The following is a 17,119-nucleotide window of genomic DNA, read 5'->3' as shown; positions in this document are numbered from 1 at the left end:
AATCTATGAGCACGATTGAACTTTATTTCGCGAAAGCCTCGACCTTCGCCCAACGCACCCGTGTTGTTCTACTCGAAAAGGGTATTGACTTCACCCCCATTGAAATTGATTTGCAGAACAAGCCAGAAGGATATACCCAAATTTCCCACTACGGCAAAGTTCCGGCGATCAAACATGGCGATCTAACCCTCTACGAGTCTGCCATTATTAACGAGTATCTGGATGAAGTGTTTCCAGAACCACCCCTCCTGCCTCGTGATCCTGGAGCCAAAGCGATCGCCCGCATCTGGATTGACTATGCCAACACCCGCTTTGTACCTGCGTTTAGCAAGTTCCTGCGTGGCAAAGATGCACAGGAGCGAGAACAAGGACAGCGTGAGTTTCTAGAAGCATTGTTGTATTTAGAGCAAGAAGGGTTGGGTAAGTCTGAAGGACAATACTGGTTGGGAGAATCGTTGAGCTTGGTTGATATCAGCTTTTATCCCTGGTTTGAGCGTCTACCGTTGCTAGAACATTTCCGCAACTTTAATCTCCCTGCTGAAACACCACGCTTGCAAGAATGGTGGAATGTTGTGCGCGATCGCCCCTCGATTCAAGCAGTTGCCAACTCCACAGAGTTCTACTTGGAGCGTTTTGCCAAAATTCTGGGTGAACCTGCTCCGGTGGGTGCAGCTCAAAAATAAGATTCTGCTAGTTTTACCTTTTGGGTAGATGAGGATCTACAGCGATCGTCTCATCTCCTCGGCAACCATTCACAATCCTCCTTCCTGGTCAGTCACGCACCAAACCCTGGACCTAAAATGATCGTGACTGTAGAGATCTGGCAAACTGATGAAACTGCTCTTACCGACTGAATTCGCCCCTGATTTAGAACCTAAGCTGTCTCAACTCGATCCCGATCTGCAAGTCGCTTGGGTCGATATTAACGGCAAGTTTGAGGGTGACCCGAGTGACGCTGAGGTATATCTCAACTGGTTCTACCTCAAACCTGATTTGCTTCATCAGGTATTAGCAGCAGCACCCCAGATCCGCTGGCATCAAACGCCGAGCGCGGGTGTCAATCATATCCTCACTCCCACCTATTTAGAACGTGATATCACACTCACCAATGGAGCAGGTACCTTTGCCATTCCGATCGCTGAATTTGTCCTGACCTATATCTTATTTCACGCCAAAACAATCCCTCACTTGCTGGAATTGCAAGCCAGTCATACCTGGAAGCGGAGTATTCAACTCCCTCTTCAGGAAGTATGGGGCAAAACGCTGCTCATTCTTGGGGCAGGCAGTATTGGGCAAGAAATTGCTAAGCGGGCCAGTGCTTTTGGCATGCAGGTTTGGGGTTCTCGATGTCACCCACAACCCACCCCAGGGTTTGAGCGGATTGTGGGCACTAATGAATGGCGATCGCTGCTACCAGAAGCCGATTATGTCGTCTTGGCAACTCCTCTCACACCCGAAACTCGCAATTTAATTGATGCAAGTGCATTACAAGCAATGCGTCCTACTGCCTATTTAATCAACATTGCGCGAGGAGCAGTAGTAGATGAAGCAGCATTAATCACTGCACTTAAGGAAGGCTTGATTGCTGGGGCAGGACTGGATACGTTTCATACAGAACCTTTACCGCCTGAGAGTCCTTTTTGGTCCTTACCCAATGTCTTTGTCACCCCGCATTGTTCTGGCTTTTCAGCTCGGATTGCAGAACGCACGATCGCGCTGTTTCTGGATAACCTGATCCGCTACCAATCAGGCCAATCGCTTCGAAACGTAGTAGATAAAACCGCAGGCTATTAGGGCGAGTTCAAATCGTTGTTAGTCAGGGCTACGATGGGCTGGCGATCGCGCTAGTCGTTGCTGACTAAACCATTGATGCCGCTAATCTCATCTCAGAAATAGGAATGCAATCATGAATCACACAGCGCCTCAAAGTTTTTGTTAGATAGACTAACAATTCGTGTATTATGCATTCATAGTTGATGCAAAACCTCCCTCCTCCTGTCAAAGTCCCGCTGTAGTTTGGCCTATCCTTCCGTCAGATTATTGATTGGCAGGATGTGAGTGTTGCAAGCAAGGTTGGTCGTTAAAAAGATTCTTGATCACACTCATATTTGGCAAACGTGAATAGTGATTTTCAGGTCATTGAGAGTTTGCCAAACAGTGGTTAGAAGCTAACAACACCACCTTAAAAAGTCTTCCGCGAAGTGACAATCAGCAATTAAACAATAGAAGCAAGCTTATGAGCACAAAACGTCAGTTTCGTTTAGGTGCGTTTATCCAAGCAACGGGACATCATATCTCTGCTTGGCGGCATCCTGAAGCTCAGATTGATGCAGGTTTAAACTTTGAACATTATAAGGAAATTACTCAGACCGCTGAACGGGGTTTGTTCGATACAGTGTTTCTAGCAGATAGTCCTGGTGTTTGGGGGGGTGCGCCGGAGACCCAGAATCGCAATGGCAAGATCGTTCATTTTGAGCCAGTGACGCTTTTCTCTGCCTTATCCTCGGTCACTAAACACATTGGTTTTGTTGCGACTGCTTCGACTACCTATGAAGAACCCTACACTTTGGCTCGTAAGTTTGCCTCTTTGGATCACCTAAGTCAAGGTCGAGCAGGCTGGAATGTAGTTACCACAGGCAACGAGAACGCCGCTCAAAACTTTGGATTGGAATATCACCCAGACCACAGTCAACGCTACGAGCGGGCCGAAGAGTTTGTAGAAGTGGTGAAAGGATTGTGGGATAGCTGGGAGGACGATGCCTTTATCCGCGATCGTGAATCAGGTGTCTATTTCGATCGCGAGAAGCTCCATGTCCTGAATCACAAAGGCAAACATTTTTCCGTTAAAGGCCCCTTAAACGTAGGTCGCCCACCCCAGGGATATCCTGTGATTGTGCAGGCAGGAGCCTCGGAAGCAGGACGAGATTTAGCGGCTCGTACGGCTGAGGTCATCTTCACCGCTAATCAAACCTTGGCAGATGCTCAGGAATTTTATGCTGATGTCAAAGGGCGGCTGGAGAAATATGGGCGATCGCCTGATGACCTCAAAATCATGCCTGGAGCCTTCCCGATCATTGGTCGCACTGAAGAGGAAGCGCAGGAGAAGTATGAGTTTCTGCAATCGTTGATTCATCCTGATGTGGCTTGGGGGATTCTGAAAAACTACTACAAAGGCGTGGATCTCTCGAAATATTCCTTGGATGATCTGGCTCCTGAGTTGCCTAGTGACACTAATACCAACAAGAGCCGCCTCAAACTAGTCAGCGATTTAGCGGCTCGTGGCAACCTGACGCTGCGCCAACTATATCTCTCTTTGGCAACAGCACGCGGTCATCGCACGATTTTAGGTACGCCTGAAACCATTGCTGACCAACTGGAAGAATGGTTTAACAACGGTGCGGCAGATGGCTTTAATATCATGCCTCCCATCCTGCCGACTGGATTAAATGATTTTGTCAACCTGGTGATTCCCGTGTTGCAGAAACGCGGACTGTTCCGAACCGCCTATGAGGGCAGTACGTTGCGGGAAAACCTAGGACTACGCCGTCCTGCTCACCGTCTCGCTGCTCAACGAAAAGAAGAGCAATTGGTACTGGCGTAAGTTACGAGTTGTCCGATCGCAAAACCTGTATTTCTGGAGAAAAAACATGGTTGAGTATAGCCGCTTGAAAAACTCTCCTTCCGCTGTCATCCGGGCTAAGTTGCCTTATCCGGTAATTGATACTGATGTTCACACCAATGATTTCACCCCTGCGCTAGAAGATTACATCGATAAGTACGGTGGGGCAAAACTGGTAGATGCCTTGCGGAAGGCAGAATCTTCACGTCTCAACTCTAAGACCGACGGTAAAGATTGGTATCAGCAAACGCCAGAGGAGCGTCAGTATAACCGCACGCTGCGATCGCCTTGGTGGGCCAGAGTCACCCGCAACACCCTCGATCTCGCCACATACACGCTGCCCGAACTCTTTTATGAGCGGCAGGCAGAGCAAGGGTCAGACTACTCGGTGCTGTTTCCCAACAATGTCTTAGCACCCGCAGGCGCTGGTCCAGAGCACCGTCAAGCCTTGCAGCGGGCTGTCAATCATTACCATGCGGATATCTATCGCAAATATAGCGATCGCCTCACCCCTGTGGCGGGCATCCCAATGACGACTCCCCAAGAAGCGATTGAAGAGTTAGAATTCGCGGTCAAAACTTTGGGATTGAAGGTGATCAATATCCCTGGAGGTGTGAAGCGACCGATCAAGGCGATCGCAGACAAATATCCCCCCGATCAATATCCTGAAATTGCCAAGTATGCCTCGTACATCGACTTTTACGGCTTAGACAGCGAATACGATTACGATCCATTTTGGGCAAAAGTCGTCGAGTTGGGTGTTCCTGTCACTACTCATTATGGTAGCCAAGGATGGACAGGACGCTCCTCCATCAGCAACTACATGAACAACCACATCGGTCACTTTGCTGATGGTTCCCAAGCTTTCGCTAAAGCCTTGTTCTTTGGAGGGGTAACTCGGCGGTTCCCACAATTGCGCATCGGTATGTTGGAAGGAGGTGCCGACTGGGGCGCCCATGTCTACATTCACCTAGTCGATCGCTTCTCTAAGCGCAATTTGCAAGCGCTACAAAACTACAATCCTGACTTGGCAAACGCCAATGAACTGTTCGAGCTATTCGAGCGCTTCGGTGGCGAAATCACGCAAGGACATTCCCTGAGCAAAGAAGAACTCAAGACAACAGTTCTTGGATCTTCTTTTAACCGTCATAGCCGATCGCCTGTGGGTAGCGAGCTAGAAGATTTTGCCGCCGCCGGAATTGAAACCATTGAGGATATCCGCGATCGCTGGGTCAACAGTTTCTTCTTTGGTTCTGAATCTGATGATCGCACGATCGCCGCTGCCTTCAACGATAAAGCGAATCCCTTGGGCGTCAAGATCAACGCCATCTACTCCTCAGATGTGGGTCACTGGGATGTGCCTGACTTGACTGCTCCCTTGGCTGAAAGCTGGGAACTGGTAGAAGAAGGCGTGATTTCTGAAGCTGACTTCAAAGCTTATGTGTTTGAAAACCCCTACAAGTTCTACACCGAAGCTAACCCTGATTTCTTCACGGGTACAGCGATCGAATCCCAGGTCAAGCCTGTGGCATCTCAAGCAGAAGATAAGAGCCTGGTAACAGCGTAAACCGCTAGTTGAGGTAGTTGTAGGGGCGGGTTTAATAGGTAGCTTATCAACTGTGCAGCGACTTTATGACAAAAACCGCCCCTACCGATATTTGCCAAAACCATATGTAGTCAGCTTTCAGGCGATCGCATACCCCTTCTCCAAAAAACAGTACGCTAGATCAGGAGTTATTTGTGTTTTCGGTCCGATTTTCCCTTCAGCCTCTGGCCCTCCTATTAGTGTTGGGCGTCAGCATTAGTGGTCTCTCTGCCTGCTCATCGGATAGTTCTTCCAATGCCACAAACACATCAACTCTGAGTGCGGCACCTGCTGGTACAGCCAATACCAGCAATCCCTCCACTTCAAATCAGGCAGAGAGCAATGTGGTGCGGATTGGATATCAGAAATATGGCACCCTCTTTCTGCTGAAGGCGCGCGGAGATTTAGACAAGCGGTTGAAGGAGCAGGGGATCTCCGTACAATGGGTGCAGTTTCCCGCAGGGCCACCGCTGTTGGAAGCGCTCAACGCAGGTGGTATTGACTATGGCTCCACCGGAGAGACACCGCCAATCTTTGCCCAGGCCGCTGGCACCCCATTGGTTTATGTGGCCCATGAACCCCCTGACCCCAAAGGTGAGGCGATTTTAGTGGACAAGGATTCGCCACTACAAAAAGTTGCTGACTTGAAGGGTAAAAAAGTTGCCTTCAACAAAGGCTCCAATGTGCATTATTTATTGATTCGAGCGTTGGCAGAGGCAGGGTTGAAATATAGTGATATCAAACCTGTCTATCTAGCCCCTGCGGACGCCCGAGCCGCATTTGAGCAAGGAAACGTGGATGCCTGGGTGATTTGGGAGCCTTATCTGACGGTTGCTAAAAAGGCGTTGGGTGCCCGAGTCTTGCAGGATGGCTCAGATTTGGTCGCCAATCGCCAGTTTTATCTTGCCTCCCAGCAATTTACCGAACAACATCCCGATCGCCTCCAGGCAATTATCGAAGAAACTCAAAAGGTGAATGAGTGGACACAGAGTAATTTCACTCAGGCAGCCGCTCTCTTGTCACCGCAGATTGGGATTGATCCGCCAACGCTCACAGAGATTTTGAAAGAACGTCCCTATGGCGTTCAACAGCCTCTCAAACCGGATGTCGTGAACTACCAGCAGCAGGTGGCGGATGCCTTCGTCGAGTTAAAGATACTGCCGAAGCCGATCAAAGTTCAGGAGGTGGCGCAGTCTCAGCCTTGAGTACCTTAAATGGGTTAATGTAGAGAGAGTTTTGGCATTCCCGACCGACCTCTAATTGGCAGTCTGAGCGAGGATAAGCAATACACAACAGCACAAAGCCTGCCGCTAACTGAGCAGGTTTCAAGCACTGTTGTTGAGTCTGATCCACTTCTCCTTGAATCAGTTTGGCGGCACAGGTAACACAAGCGCCATAACGACAACCCACCGGGAGTTGTATTCCCGCCTGTTCCAGAGCTTCCAGAATCGTCTGGTTCTCTGGAACTTCCAGCGTAACGCGATCGCGGTTGACCAACTCAACTCGGTAAGTTTGCATCCCAGCCTTTTATACCCAAATATCCGAGGTGCAATCGCCACCGGGATAACGCATTTCATGGGCTCGCGACGGACCTTTTGGTTCTGCCCCAAAATCAATATAGAAATTGGGATTAACTGCCAATCCGCCGGACTCGATATCACAGTCAATTTGCAGCATGTAAGAGCCTGCTTTCGCTAGATCGGGATAGAATTGGTCATCCCAAGTGCTAAATAAGGAATTAGTCACATACAGACGTTTGCCATCGAGGCTCAGTTGCAACATTTGGGGACCACCCACGGGCTTGTGACCATTTATTTCACTGCTTTTACCTAGCAGGCCACCGACCCACACTTGACCTGTCTGCTTCGGATTTTGCGGATCGCTAATGTCGTACTGGCGAATATCTCCATGTAACCAATTCGAGAAGTAGAGGAAGCGATCGTCCAAGGACATAATCAAATCCGTAATCAAAGAAGGCAAGGGGATCGGAAATCCTTCTAAATCCACACTGGGCACATCAATGACTTTATTGACCTGCCAGGTACCATTTTTGTACCAGTGCCAAATATTACTACTTAACGCAGCACCAACAAACCCATGAGTGCTATCTGGATTGTGATGGAACCGCACTTCTAAGGGAACCAACCCCTCCTCGCCTAAATCCACGCTTTGAATGATTTCGTGCTTCTCCCAGTCCCAAAAGTGGAGATGTTGCCCATAGTTTCCAGCAGCCACATCATTAAGATCAAAACCAGGATAGAAGGTCTTGGGTGCGCCCCACTCACTGCTCACCATAATATTGTGGCGAGGTTGGTACCAAAAGTCATAATTGAATTTCATGCCACTGGCGTTTTGCTCCCAGCGACCGAGAATATCGAAGTTATCATCAAGGAGCAAAAAGCCACCAGGACCATTGCCTTCGCGATCGCCCAGCATAGAGATCATTACCTGTCCGTTTGCTAAGCAATGAACGGTGTGAGGCGCAGTCAAGTTAGCTTTTGCTTTGATTTCTTCCGGTTCAATCACTTTGTGAATCTTAGGAGCTTTGGCCTCAATCGTATCTATAATGTAGATTCGGCTGGAGCGTATCCCTGGGATCACTAAATAGCGCCGAGATTTATTTACATCTCCATGACAGGAGCTACAAGCATTCCACCCAAAATGATGCAGCTCATCGCCAACATAGGGCATGGCAAGACGATGAATCACTTGAGAGTAGGTGGGCGATTCTGGATCAACATCAACGGTAGCTAAGTAGTCGGGTTCTACAATCGTGGAGCCAGTATAAAGGGCGATTGTATACAGTAGTTTCTCCCTCTCTCCCTGCATAGCGGCTTCAGGCGAAGCATAACCGGGACCACAGCAAGCGTGAGACATAGAGTGACCTCTACTGATGCGTAAACTTGGGAGACTGATTTCATTCTAGGTCTAGATTTAATATCTATAAACAGTAAGCTGATCGATTTACCATATTTTTTAATCTTCTTGGGTTATTCAGTAAATACTCAGTTCAGCCAGGTGGTTTGAAGCAGTAATTATGGCAACTCCATCCTCTCAAATTCCCATCATTGATGTCAGTCTTTTAGTGTCTAGTCGCAAGCCAGATACTGTAGCGACTCAAATTCGTCAGGCTTGCTGCAACACAGGCTTTTTCTATGTCGTGGGACATGGCATTGATGAAGCATTACAACAACGCTTAGAACGCCAGAGCCGTCAATTTTTTGCTCAAGATTTAGCGACTAAAATGCAGATCCAAATGGCGAAAGGCGGACGAGCCTGGCGGGGCTATTTCCCGATAGGAGGTGAGTTAACTTCGGGGCAACCCGATCTCAAAGAGGGAATCTATTTCGGGGCAGAGTTAGACGCAACCCATCCAGCAGTTCAAAACGAGATACCGATGCATGGGGCAAACCTGTTTCCAGATATTCCCCAATTTCGTGAAACAGTATTGGAATATTTGGCAGCAATGACCCAGCTAGGGCACACATTGATGGCTGGAATTGCGCTTAGCCTCGGGCTGGAGGCATCTTACTTCCGCGATCGCTACACCGATGATCCTCTGATTCTATTTCGCATCTTCAACTACCCATCTGCAAATAATCCGCAGGAACCTTCTTGGGGGGTGGGTGAACATACCGATTATGGTCTGTTAACTATCCTTAGACAAGATGATGCTGGCGGTTTGCAGGTGAAGTCAAAATCAGGCTGGATTGACGCACCACCTGTACCCAATTCATTCATTTGTAATATTGGTGATATGCTTGATCGCCTGACAGGTGGGCTTTACCGTTCTACTCCTCATCGAGTTAAAAATTTATCTGGCCGCGATCGCTTATCCTTTCCGTTTTTCTTCGATCCAAATTTCGCTGCTGAAATGCATCCCATTGAATTCATAGGAGCGATTGTGGATGATAACCAAAGCGAACGATGGGACAAAGCCAGTGTTCATGAGTTCTCTGGCACTTACGGTGACTATATATTGAACAAAGTTGCCAAGGTTTTTCCTGAGCTACGCCAGCAAACATTTTGACGCAAAACATCAGGGTGCAGGTAAAAATCCCTACACTCTGTGCTTATAAATACAGGCTTACGAATAGAAATTAGGCTTGGGGAATTCATCATTCAAGGCCCAATTCCCAATATCTTGCACTTTGTAATCGACTGGATCGTGCAAGGTAAAGGTGCGGAGATTCCGCCAGTAGCGATCGAATCCATATTTACTACTGGTAGAGCGGGCACCCATGACTTCAAACATGCGGCTGGTCACGTCTAACCCAATCCGAGTCGCAGCAACTTTGGCAGTGGCGATCGCGATCGCGCATTCTCCCCGTTGCTCGGCACTCAAGCTCCACTGCTGATTCCAAGCGGCTTGAAGCAAGTCTCCCGCTTTGTCAGCTAACAATTCAGCAGCTTGCAAATTCACATACAGATCGCCGTACTGTTGCAAGATATACGGGTCTTGTGTGGCGCTCTCGACTCTTGAGGTCAACCAAGGACGAGTGGTGGTGCGAGTGTAGTTTTTGGCGGCGGCAAAGGCACCTTGGGCAATGCCGAGGTAGATGTTAGCCAGATTGAGCTGAGTCAATAAAGCTCGGAAAGTGCTAAACGGTTGATTGTGGCCTGTCCGCTTGCCAAAAATCTCATTGGCATGGACCACCACGTTCTCAAATACAATGCTGCCGCTATCGGTTTGGCGCTGGCCCATATTATCCCAATCATCTTGAATGCTAACGCCGTCGCGTTGAGTGGGAATGGCTAGAACCAATAGCTCACCTGTTTCCTGATGAGTGGCAGTAATGGGCAAGATATCAGAATCTTTCGAGCCAGAACAGAAGCCTTTAGTCCCGTTCAGCCGAAATTGATCTCCGTCAGGAGCCAAAATTGTTCGGCGATCGAGGGGATTGAGAGCATTGCACCAAAACCAGTTGTGTTGCAGCGTTTGAGCGTAATAATAGTCTCGCTGTTCTGCGGTACCAAAGATATGAGGAATTACCACCCCCAGATGGTGGTAAGAGTAAACATGGGCGATCGCGGCATCGACTTTGGCAAATTCTCGGCTAATCCTAAATGCCGTAATCCAATCTCCTCCCATGCCGCCATACTCGGTTGGGATCATGAGATGCAGTAGACCACTTTCCCGAATCCGATCGCGCTCTTGTTTGGGTGTGCCGCCTGTTTTGTCTCGCTCAACGGCTGTCTTGGCAAACTCTGCTGCCAAAGCTTGGGCGATCGCCAGATAATCCTGTGAGGTGGTTGAATTCAATAGCTGCATAATGCAATCAATCATCAATCATGAACTGTAGAGCATCTCCATCAAACCTCAACCGCTAACAATGGGCTGTCAGATTCTGGCGATCGCTCCTCAACCGTGAGATCCAAAGCTTGAAGGAGTTGCTCCTTCCACTGCTGAAATTGGGAGTCAGTACGTCTGCGAGGCCGAGGTGAATCTAGGATCAATTCCTGATGGATATGACCAGGATTGCTTCGCAACATAATAACGCGATCGCTCAATACCAAGGCTTCCTCAATATCATGAGTGACCAAAATCAGAGTCGGGCGATCGTATTCCCAAATTTTGAGTAGGTGATCCTGTAGCTTCATACGGATGAAGGCATCCAAGGCGCTGAAGGGTTCGTCTAACAGCAGAATCGAGGGTTTTGTGACTAAAGCCCGAGCGATCGCCACTCGCTGGGCCATCCCACCGGAAAGCTGACGGGGTAGCGCTTGGGAGAATGCCATCAAGCCGACGCGCTCCAAAATCACATCGGTCAACCGCTCTTTTTCTGCCTGGGCAACACCTTCCAGGCCAAATTGCACATTCTCTCGCACCGAAAGCCAGGGCATCAGGCGTGGCTCCTGAAAGATAATGCCAATTTTGGGATGCGGAGATGCGATCGCTTGTTGATCAATTAGAACCTGGCCTAGTGTGGGTGAGTCTAGACCCGCGATCAGCCGCAGCAATGTGCTTTTACCGCAACCGCTGGTTCCCACTAGGCTGACAATCTCACCCGCAGCAACAGTGAGATTGATCTCTTCTAAGGCAATAAATTGATTCGAGAACTGTTTAGAAACGCTTTCTAGTTGGAGCATTGCCGTTACCTCTGTGAGCCGTAAGCGTCTTGCCAGTAGAGCAGGCGTTTTTCCATTGCAGCTAGAGCCATATCTGTCAGTTTCCCAAACATGGCAAATAACAGAATGCTGGCTAGAATGATCTCTGGACGACCTGTGGTTTGGCCATCTACTAGCAAATAGCCCAATCCCTGGCTGGCTCCCATCATTTCCGCCGCCACCACAAACATCCAGCCCAACCCCAAACCGCTGCGTAGTCCCACCGTATAGGCAGGCAGCGTCGCAGGGAGAAAGATACGCCAGATCAGTTGCAGACTGTTTAGCCGATACACCTGACCCACTTCCACCAATTTGCGATCGACCGCCTGCACGCCACTCATGAGATTCAAATACACCGGAAAAAATACGCCCACTGCAATCAGGGCAATTTTCGAGGGCTCCTGAATCCCCATCCACAGAATAAACAGCGGCACCCAAGCTAGAGAGGGAATGCTGCGGAGGGATTGCAACAGTGGATCAAGGAACTGGCGAGCAGGCCGAGAGTAGCCCGTCAAGGCACCGAAAATCGTCGCTAGGCCACTTCCGATGATAAAGCCAAAGGCAACGCGATATAGCGTGATGCCAATGTGCTTCCATAAATCTCCCTTGAGAGCTAACTGCCAAATGGCAGCAATTACCGTAGAAGGAGCAGGAAGAAGATTGGGGGGAAAGACTCCCATGCGAGATAAGGCTTCCCACCCAATCAGGAGGAGCACAGGCAAAACGAATCCTCTTACTCCAGCCGAGCGGAAGCGCCGCTTGCGAGATACAGCAAGCTTCCCTAGCTGGAGTTTTTTATGGACAGTAACCGATCGCGATCGCCGAGATGTCTGGATGCTCATGAATTTAGCGACTGGCAACTTTGGCGATGAATTGAGGATCGATCAGTGCAGTAACGGTTTGCTCCACATCCACACCATCCTGAATCACACCACTTTTTTTCAGCACGTTCCCTGCCGCCAAAATCACCTGTTTCTGCTCCTCGCCAATCCGCGAGTTAGATAGATCAGTGCGTTCTAGCTGTTTAGCCGCCACGGTATCCGTCAGCTTGGCTTCCCGCACCAAGACTTGCTTTAGTTCTGCAGGATTTTGCTGCGCCCATTGGCGGGCTTTTTCATAGTTGGCTAAGACTTGCTCTACATACTTGGGATATTTCTGAGCAAACTCCTCCCGCACATTCAGGACGCCGTAGCTATTGAAATCAGGCTTACGAAAGAACAGTTTTGAGCCTTTTTCCAGCTCTGTTTTTGCCATGTGAGGATCGAGTCCTGCCCAGGCATCCACATCTCCTTTTTCCAACGCCGCTCGGCCATCCGCATGTTGCAACTGGACTAACTCAATATCCTTCTCGCTCAAACCCACTTGATCCAGCGATCGCAACAGAAAGATATAAGGATCGGTGCCTCTCGTGGCAGCCACTTTCTTGCCTTTCAGGTCAGCAACCGTTTTGATCGGTGAATCGGCACGGGTGACCAAGGCGGTCCATTCCGGTTTGGAATACACATAAATGGATTTAATCGGGTTCCCATTCGCTTTGCCAATCAGGGCAGCGGCACCTGCGGTAGAACCAAAGTCAATACTGCGGGCGTTGAGAAATTCCAATGCCTTATTGCTGCCTTCTCAAGACCCATTCCACCTGCACATTCTCTGGCTTCAGGTCTGTCTCTAGCCAACCTTTCTGCTTCAGAACCAGACTCACCGGATTGTAATAGGCGTAGTCCAGACGAATCGTATTGGGGCGATCAGCGGCAACTTGGTGGCTACTGCAACTGCTCAAAATCGAAAAACAGAAGACACAGGCAACCCCCATTAACCAGATGGGGAAGCGCCTGAAAAATGGATCATTGCGACGAATCATCATGTTTCATCCAATCCTAGGCAGGAGCAAGTTCTTTGGATGCTGCCTGAGCTTGAGTCACCGCGATCGCTAACTCTTGGATGGAGAGATTCAAGCGTTGCTCAACTTCATCATCCAGTTGAATGCCGCCCTCTCCTAAACGTTGAATTTGCTTGTCGATCGCATAGACCGTGCTGATATAATTCCGCGCCCCCAACTCTGAGAGCACAGGCTTGAGGGAATAGTCGATCGAGAGATAGTGCGCGAGCGTGCCTCCTGTCGCCAGTGGCAGCACTACTTTTCCGACTAATGCCTTCTGCGGCAACAGATCCAGAAATGCCTTCAACACTCCGGTATAGGAAGCTTTATAGATGGGAGTGGCAATGATTAAACCATCGGCTTTCTCAATCAGGGCCTTGGGTTGTTCCAAAGCAGGACTATCATAGCGACCGTAAGCTAAATCTTCAGCAGCAATATCGCGCACCGAGAGAATCCCAGTTTCAATACCCTGCTGTTGTAAACGCTGAGTGGCATCCTCCAACAAGCTGTAAGTGCGAGAGGGATGAGAAGGGCTACCTGCGATCGCTAAAACATAAGCCATAGTGACAAAACCTCGTTAATTAATCTACAGTTGCGAGTGTGGTTTGAGTGTCTAACTGTTTGGGATAAACCTCATTGGCGACAATCTCACCAAAGGGGCTAAACATGACATGCTGTTGGGTTGCGGGCTGATTTTCTAAGGGCAACCGAGGAAACAACAGCTCTGCCGTTCTGTATGCCTCTTCCAGATGGGGATAGCCCGACAGGATAAAGGTATCGATGCCTAACTCGGCATACTCCAGCATGCAAGCAGCCACTGTATCCGGGTCGCCCACCAACGCTGTCCCTGCCCCACCTCTAACCAGGCCAATCCCAGCCCACAAATTGGGGCTAATCTCCAATGCTTCACGACTACCATGATGCAGATGGGTCATGCGGCGCTGGCCTTCCGAGTCCATCCGAGCATAGGCTTTTTGAGCTGCGGCGATCGCTGACTCATCCACATAACGAATCAACTGTTCAGCTGCCTCCCACGCTGCACTTTCTGTTTCTCGCACAATTACATGCAAGCGAATGCCAAATTTTAGCGTCCGTCCCTCTGCCTCTGCCAAGCGGCGCACCGCAGCAATCTTTTCAGCCACTTGAGCAGGCGGTTCTCCCCAAGTTAGGTAGACATCGACATGCTTCGCGGCAATTTGTTGAGCAATGGGAGATGAGCCACCAAACCACAGCGGCGGATAAGGTTTTTGGATAGCCGGAAACAGCAGTTTGCTGCCCTGAACATCCAGATAATCTCCTTTGAAATGAGATTCCTCTCCCCTTAAAGTCGCCCGCCATACGGCTAGAAACTCATCAGTCAAATGGTAGCGATCGTCATGGCTGAGATGCACACCATCTCCCGCCAACTCGACTGGGTCACCGCCTGTTACCACATTAATCAGCAATCGCCCTCCCGATAGGCGATCGAAGGTGGCTGCCATCCGAGCTGCGACTCCCGGAGACATCAAACCCGGACGAATGGCCACTAAAAAGCGCATTCGCTGGGTATGAGAAACCAGCGTGGAAGCCACAACCCAAGCATCTTCGCAAGATCGTCCAGTTGGCAGCAGTGCCCCTGTGTAACCCAGATGATCGACTGCTTGAGCAATCTGCCTGAGATAGGCGTAATCTGTGGTTCGCCCCCCTTCAGCTGTTGCCAGGTAGCGACCGTCTCCATGCGTTGGAATAAACCAAAGAACTTGCATTGCAGTCGTTGACGAAAGTGAAACAATCCGCCTGAGCTAGAAGCTTTTAAATTCCCTAGCCAATAAACTACAGTTACTCTACCGACTAACCGTAGTTTAAGCGTATAGGTCAAGAGTATCGCATAGATAGCTAAGCCAATCAACCCCTCTCTGCTTTTTCTCAGCGCGCTGGTGATGTCTCTCCTGCTTGGCAAATTGCCTTTAATATCCCTCATTCATCACTCTAGGCAGAAGAAAAATGTTGCATAGGAGCCGAAGGAGTCAACGGTGACCAACCTGGAAAGGCATTGATGATCCTGATGAGCTTAGCAAAGCCACGCTCTAAGGTAGAGATATCAAATAGCCTCATCCAAGGTTGAAGAAGGCAGAAAAAGATAAAGGGTTGAACCAGCAGTTGTACGTTGTTGAAACGTCGTTTCCATCCCTTCGCCTCTGCCAATCAGGATGTTGCTGCAACCGCGTCAAGAGCTCGTGTTGGCCCTCATCGAGGATTCCAGGCGGTTGAGCGCCTAATCCATAAAACTGCAAACTGACCATGAGATAGACACTCGATACCATCTCCCACCAGCGTTCGATTTGCTCGTAGTGCGTGAGTCGGTAATCCGCCCATCCCAACTCGTTTTTGCACTGCTTGAAGCCATATTCTATCCAGGTGCGCAGCCCATAGAGATTGCCAATAAACTTTGCTTGGTCTTGTTTAGAGGGCAAGTGGCTCATCACCATCCACGTGCTGTTAGCAGGCAACACAACGGGGTCGTTGGTCAGCGTCCAGTATCGCCACTCAAAGCGACGACCAAAGATAATTTCTTGGATGTATCGCGTCTCAGTCTCACCATTAGCAAACACTCGCTCGAATGCTTGCCAAGCACTGTAGCTCACCTCTGCTTCTTTAGGCATCCACACGCCATGATTCGAGCGAATCGCTATAATCCACGGCAACTTCAACTCGTCGAGCACATCTAAGAAGGGATGGCTCTCTCCGTAGAAGCTGTCGGCCAACACTAAGGAAAAGCAAAAGCCAAACTCCAGCAGTTCCTGAATGATTTGCTGGGCTAGTTGGAGTTTGGTTTGGTAAACATCCTCTACTTTGAGGCGACGTCGGGGCTTAAACACTTTGAACAGCAAGGGAAAGGTGAGGTCGCCCAGCACGCCATAGGCATTGACAGAAACCATGCCATTATCCACTTTGCCTACATTGCCAATGTACTGCCTGTCCACGTAATCGGTCGTTTTCCCTTTTTTGCGGTCTCCGGTGTCGTCAAGGACAAGCACAATGGGTTGTTGCTGGATTTGTTCGAGAATCAGAGACAGCCGTTGATAGCGTACGGCTTCGACTTGCCAGGGGGAGTGGGTCAGGAAGTGGTGCAGCACTTGGTCATTGGGCAAGCCGACTGCTTTGGCGATAGCAGGTAAAGACTTGCGAGGCAGCGGACCAACCAAGCCAAGATGCAGCGAGGTGAACGCTTCAAAACTGCGGACATCGCTAAAGAGATGCTGATAGGCTCGACAATAGTTATCGACAAAACGAACTGTGGATTGAGGGAGACGAGGTTCAACCATCACAGGCACCTCAAGCAAGCGCATCTATGTTGATCTTACTCTCGCTAGAGTGATGAATGAGGGATATGGCCCTACGGATATACCTTAGGACATTGCTTGAATGCGGCATCCACACAATCACGAAAGTTGGCAAACTCATTCCATCGCTGTCGCATCCAATTCTTGAGGACAAACTACCAATGTTCAATCGAGTTCAAATCTGGAGAATAAGGAGGCAGATACCAAAGTTCACAGCCTGCTGCTGTCACAACTTCTTCAATGCTCTGGGAATGATGAAAACTCGCATTGTCCATCACAACCACATCTCCTGGTTGCAGTTGCGGCACTAAGCTCTTCTCCAACCACATCTCAAACAAGCCTCGGTTACAAGACCCTTCAAATGTCATGGGTGCGAACAAGCATCCTACTTTCAAGGCGGCAATCCAACTGACCTGCTCGGTCCGCTTGTCTGACTTGAGGGTGTAGAAGCGTTCTCCCACTTTACCGTAACCATAGGGATAATCGGCTCGATTATCGATGCCTGCTTCATCGACATAGACAATCTGATGAGGCTCCTTGCGCTTCAATCGCTCCTCAAACCCTTGACGCTTGAGTTCGTCGCGTTCTCGGCAGCCGTAAGTTTTTTT

The 17,119-nt window shown here is 49.4% G+C and carries 14 protein-coding genes and 3 pseudogenes; 6 read left to right on the top strand and 11 right to left on the bottom strand.

Annotated features, from left to right (window positions below; translation table 11 throughout):
• Nucleotides 1-5: 5 nt before the first annotated feature.
• The 5 genes from H6F90_RS18000 (at nucleotide 6) to H6F90_RS17980 (ending at nucleotide 6,409) form a co-directional block, all read left to right on the top strand.
• Nucleotides 6-683: a glutathione S-transferase family protein gene (locus H6F90_RS18000; protein ID WP_190553690.1), complete on the top strand. Its 678-nt coding sequence runs from the start codon at nucleotides 6-8 to the stop codon at nucleotides 681-683.
• 148 nt (nucleotides 684-831) lie between these two features.
• Nucleotides 832-1,794 carry a D-2-hydroxyacid dehydrogenase gene (locus H6F90_RS17995; RefSeq protein WP_190553689.1) on the top strand — a complete coding sequence of 321 codons (963 nt, stop codon included), beginning with the start codon at nucleotides 832-834 and terminating at the stop codon, nucleotides 1,792-1,794.
• Between the two features lie 442 nt (nucleotides 1,795-2,236).
• Entirely contained in the window at nucleotides 2,237-3,601 is a 1,365-nt protein-coding gene (locus H6F90_RS17990) for an LLM class flavin-dependent oxidoreductase (RefSeq protein ID WP_190553688.1), read from the top strand.
• Between the two features lie 46 nt (nucleotides 3,602-3,647).
• Nucleotides 3,648-5,186, top strand: coding sequence for an amidohydrolase family protein (locus H6F90_RS17985; protein ID WP_190553687.1), 1,539 nt, complete (start codon nucleotides 3,648-3,650; stop codon nucleotides 5,184-5,186).
• A gap of 173 nt (nucleotides 5,187-5,359) precedes the next feature.
• The gene (locus H6F90_RS17980) at nucleotides 5,360-6,409 is read left to right on the top strand and encodes a sulfonate ABC transporter substrate-binding protein (protein ID WP_370588041.1); all 1,050 of its coding nucleotides are present in this window, start codon (nucleotides 5,360-5,362) and stop codon (nucleotides 6,407-6,409) included.
• A 37-nt stretch (nucleotides 6,410-6,446) separates the two neighbouring features.
• Here H6F90_RS17980 and H6F90_RS17975 read toward each other — a convergent pair.
• Together H6F90_RS17975 and H6F90_RS17970 are read right to left on the bottom strand one after the other, a co-directional pair.
• A pseudogene (locus H6F90_RS17975) lies at nucleotides 6,447-6,722 on the bottom strand (2Fe-2S iron-sulfur cluster-binding protein); the annotation flags it as partial.
• A gap of 9 nt (nucleotides 6,723-6,731) precedes the next feature.
• A complete protein-coding gene (locus tag H6F90_RS17970) occupies nucleotides 6,732-8,081 on the bottom strand; it encodes a selenium-binding family protein (protein WP_190553685.1) in 1,350 nt (449 codons plus the stop codon).
• A 160-nt stretch (nucleotides 8,082-8,241) separates the two neighbouring features.
• Between H6F90_RS17970 and H6F90_RS17965 the strand changes: the two genes are divergently transcribed.
• Nucleotides 8,242-9,234: an isopenicillin N synthase family oxygenase gene (locus tag H6F90_RS17965; protein WP_190553684.1), complete on the top strand. Its 993-nt coding sequence runs from the start codon at nucleotides 8,242-8,244 to the stop codon at nucleotides 9,232-9,234.
• Nucleotides 9,235-9,291: 57 nt separating this feature from the next.
• Here the strand turns inward: H6F90_RS17965 and H6F90_RS17960 are convergent, their stop codons facing one another.
• The 9 genes and pseudogenes from H6F90_RS17960 to H6F90_RS17925 all read right to left on the bottom strand — a co-directional run.
• Nucleotides 9,292-10,491: an acyl-CoA dehydrogenase family protein gene (locus H6F90_RS17960; protein ID WP_242024523.1), complete on the bottom strand. Its 1,200-nt coding sequence runs from the start codon at nucleotides 10,489-10,491 to the stop codon at nucleotides 9,292-9,294.
• Nucleotides 10,492-10,517: 26 nt separating this feature from the next.
• Nucleotides 10,518-11,294: an ABC transporter ATP-binding protein gene (locus H6F90_RS17955; RefSeq protein ID WP_190553683.1), complete on the bottom strand. Its 777-nt coding sequence runs from the start codon at nucleotides 11,292-11,294 to the stop codon at nucleotides 10,518-10,520.
• Between the two features lie 5 nt (nucleotides 11,295-11,299).
• Entirely contained in the window at nucleotides 11,300-12,154 is an 855-nt protein-coding gene (locus H6F90_RS17950; protein WP_190553682.1) for an ABC transporter permease, read from the bottom strand.
• 4 nt (nucleotides 12,155-12,158) lie between these two features.
• Nucleotides 12,159-12,914: an aliphatic sulfonate ABC transporter substrate-binding protein gene (locus H6F90_RS17945; protein ID WP_242024522.1), complete on the bottom strand. Its 756-nt coding sequence runs from the start codon at nucleotides 12,912-12,914 to the stop codon at nucleotides 12,159-12,161.
• Nucleotides 12,915-12,918: 4 nt separating this feature from the next.
• Nucleotides 12,919-13,173: a hypothetical protein gene (locus tag H6F90_RS30770; RefSeq protein WP_242024521.1), complete on the bottom strand. Its 255-nt coding sequence runs from the start codon at nucleotides 13,171-13,173 to the stop codon at nucleotides 12,919-12,921.
• A 13-nt stretch (nucleotides 13,174-13,186) separates the two neighbouring features.
• Complete coding sequence (gene ssuE / locus H6F90_RS17940; RefSeq protein ID WP_190553681.1) at nucleotides 13,187-13,750, bottom strand: NADPH-dependent FMN reductase; 564 nt, start codon at nucleotides 13,748-13,750, stop codon at nucleotides 13,187-13,189.
• A 19-nt stretch (nucleotides 13,751-13,769) separates the two neighbouring features.
• Nucleotides 13,770-14,933 (bottom strand): FMNH2-dependent alkanesulfonate monooxygenase, encoded by a 1,164-nt coding sequence (gene ssuD / locus H6F90_RS17935; protein ID WP_190553680.1) that lies wholly within the window; start codon nucleotides 14,931-14,933, stop codon nucleotides 13,770-13,772.
• A 223-nt stretch (nucleotides 14,934-15,156) separates the two neighbouring features.
• A pseudogene (locus H6F90_RS17930) lies at nucleotides 15,157-16,493 on the bottom strand (IS701 family transposase).
• Between the two features lie 71 nt (nucleotides 16,494-16,564).
• Nucleotides 16,565-17,119 (bottom strand): annotated as a pseudogene (locus tag H6F90_RS17925) (IS630 family transposase); the annotation flags it as partial.

Source organism: Trichocoleus sp. FACHB-591, assembly GCF_014695845.1.
Classification (GTDB): domain Bacteria; phylum Cyanobacteriota; class Cyanobacteriia; order FACHB-46; family FACHB-46; genus Trichocoleus.
The sequence above is the reverse complement of the archived record's forward strand: the minus strand, read 5'-3'. Positions and strand labels throughout refer to the sequence as shown.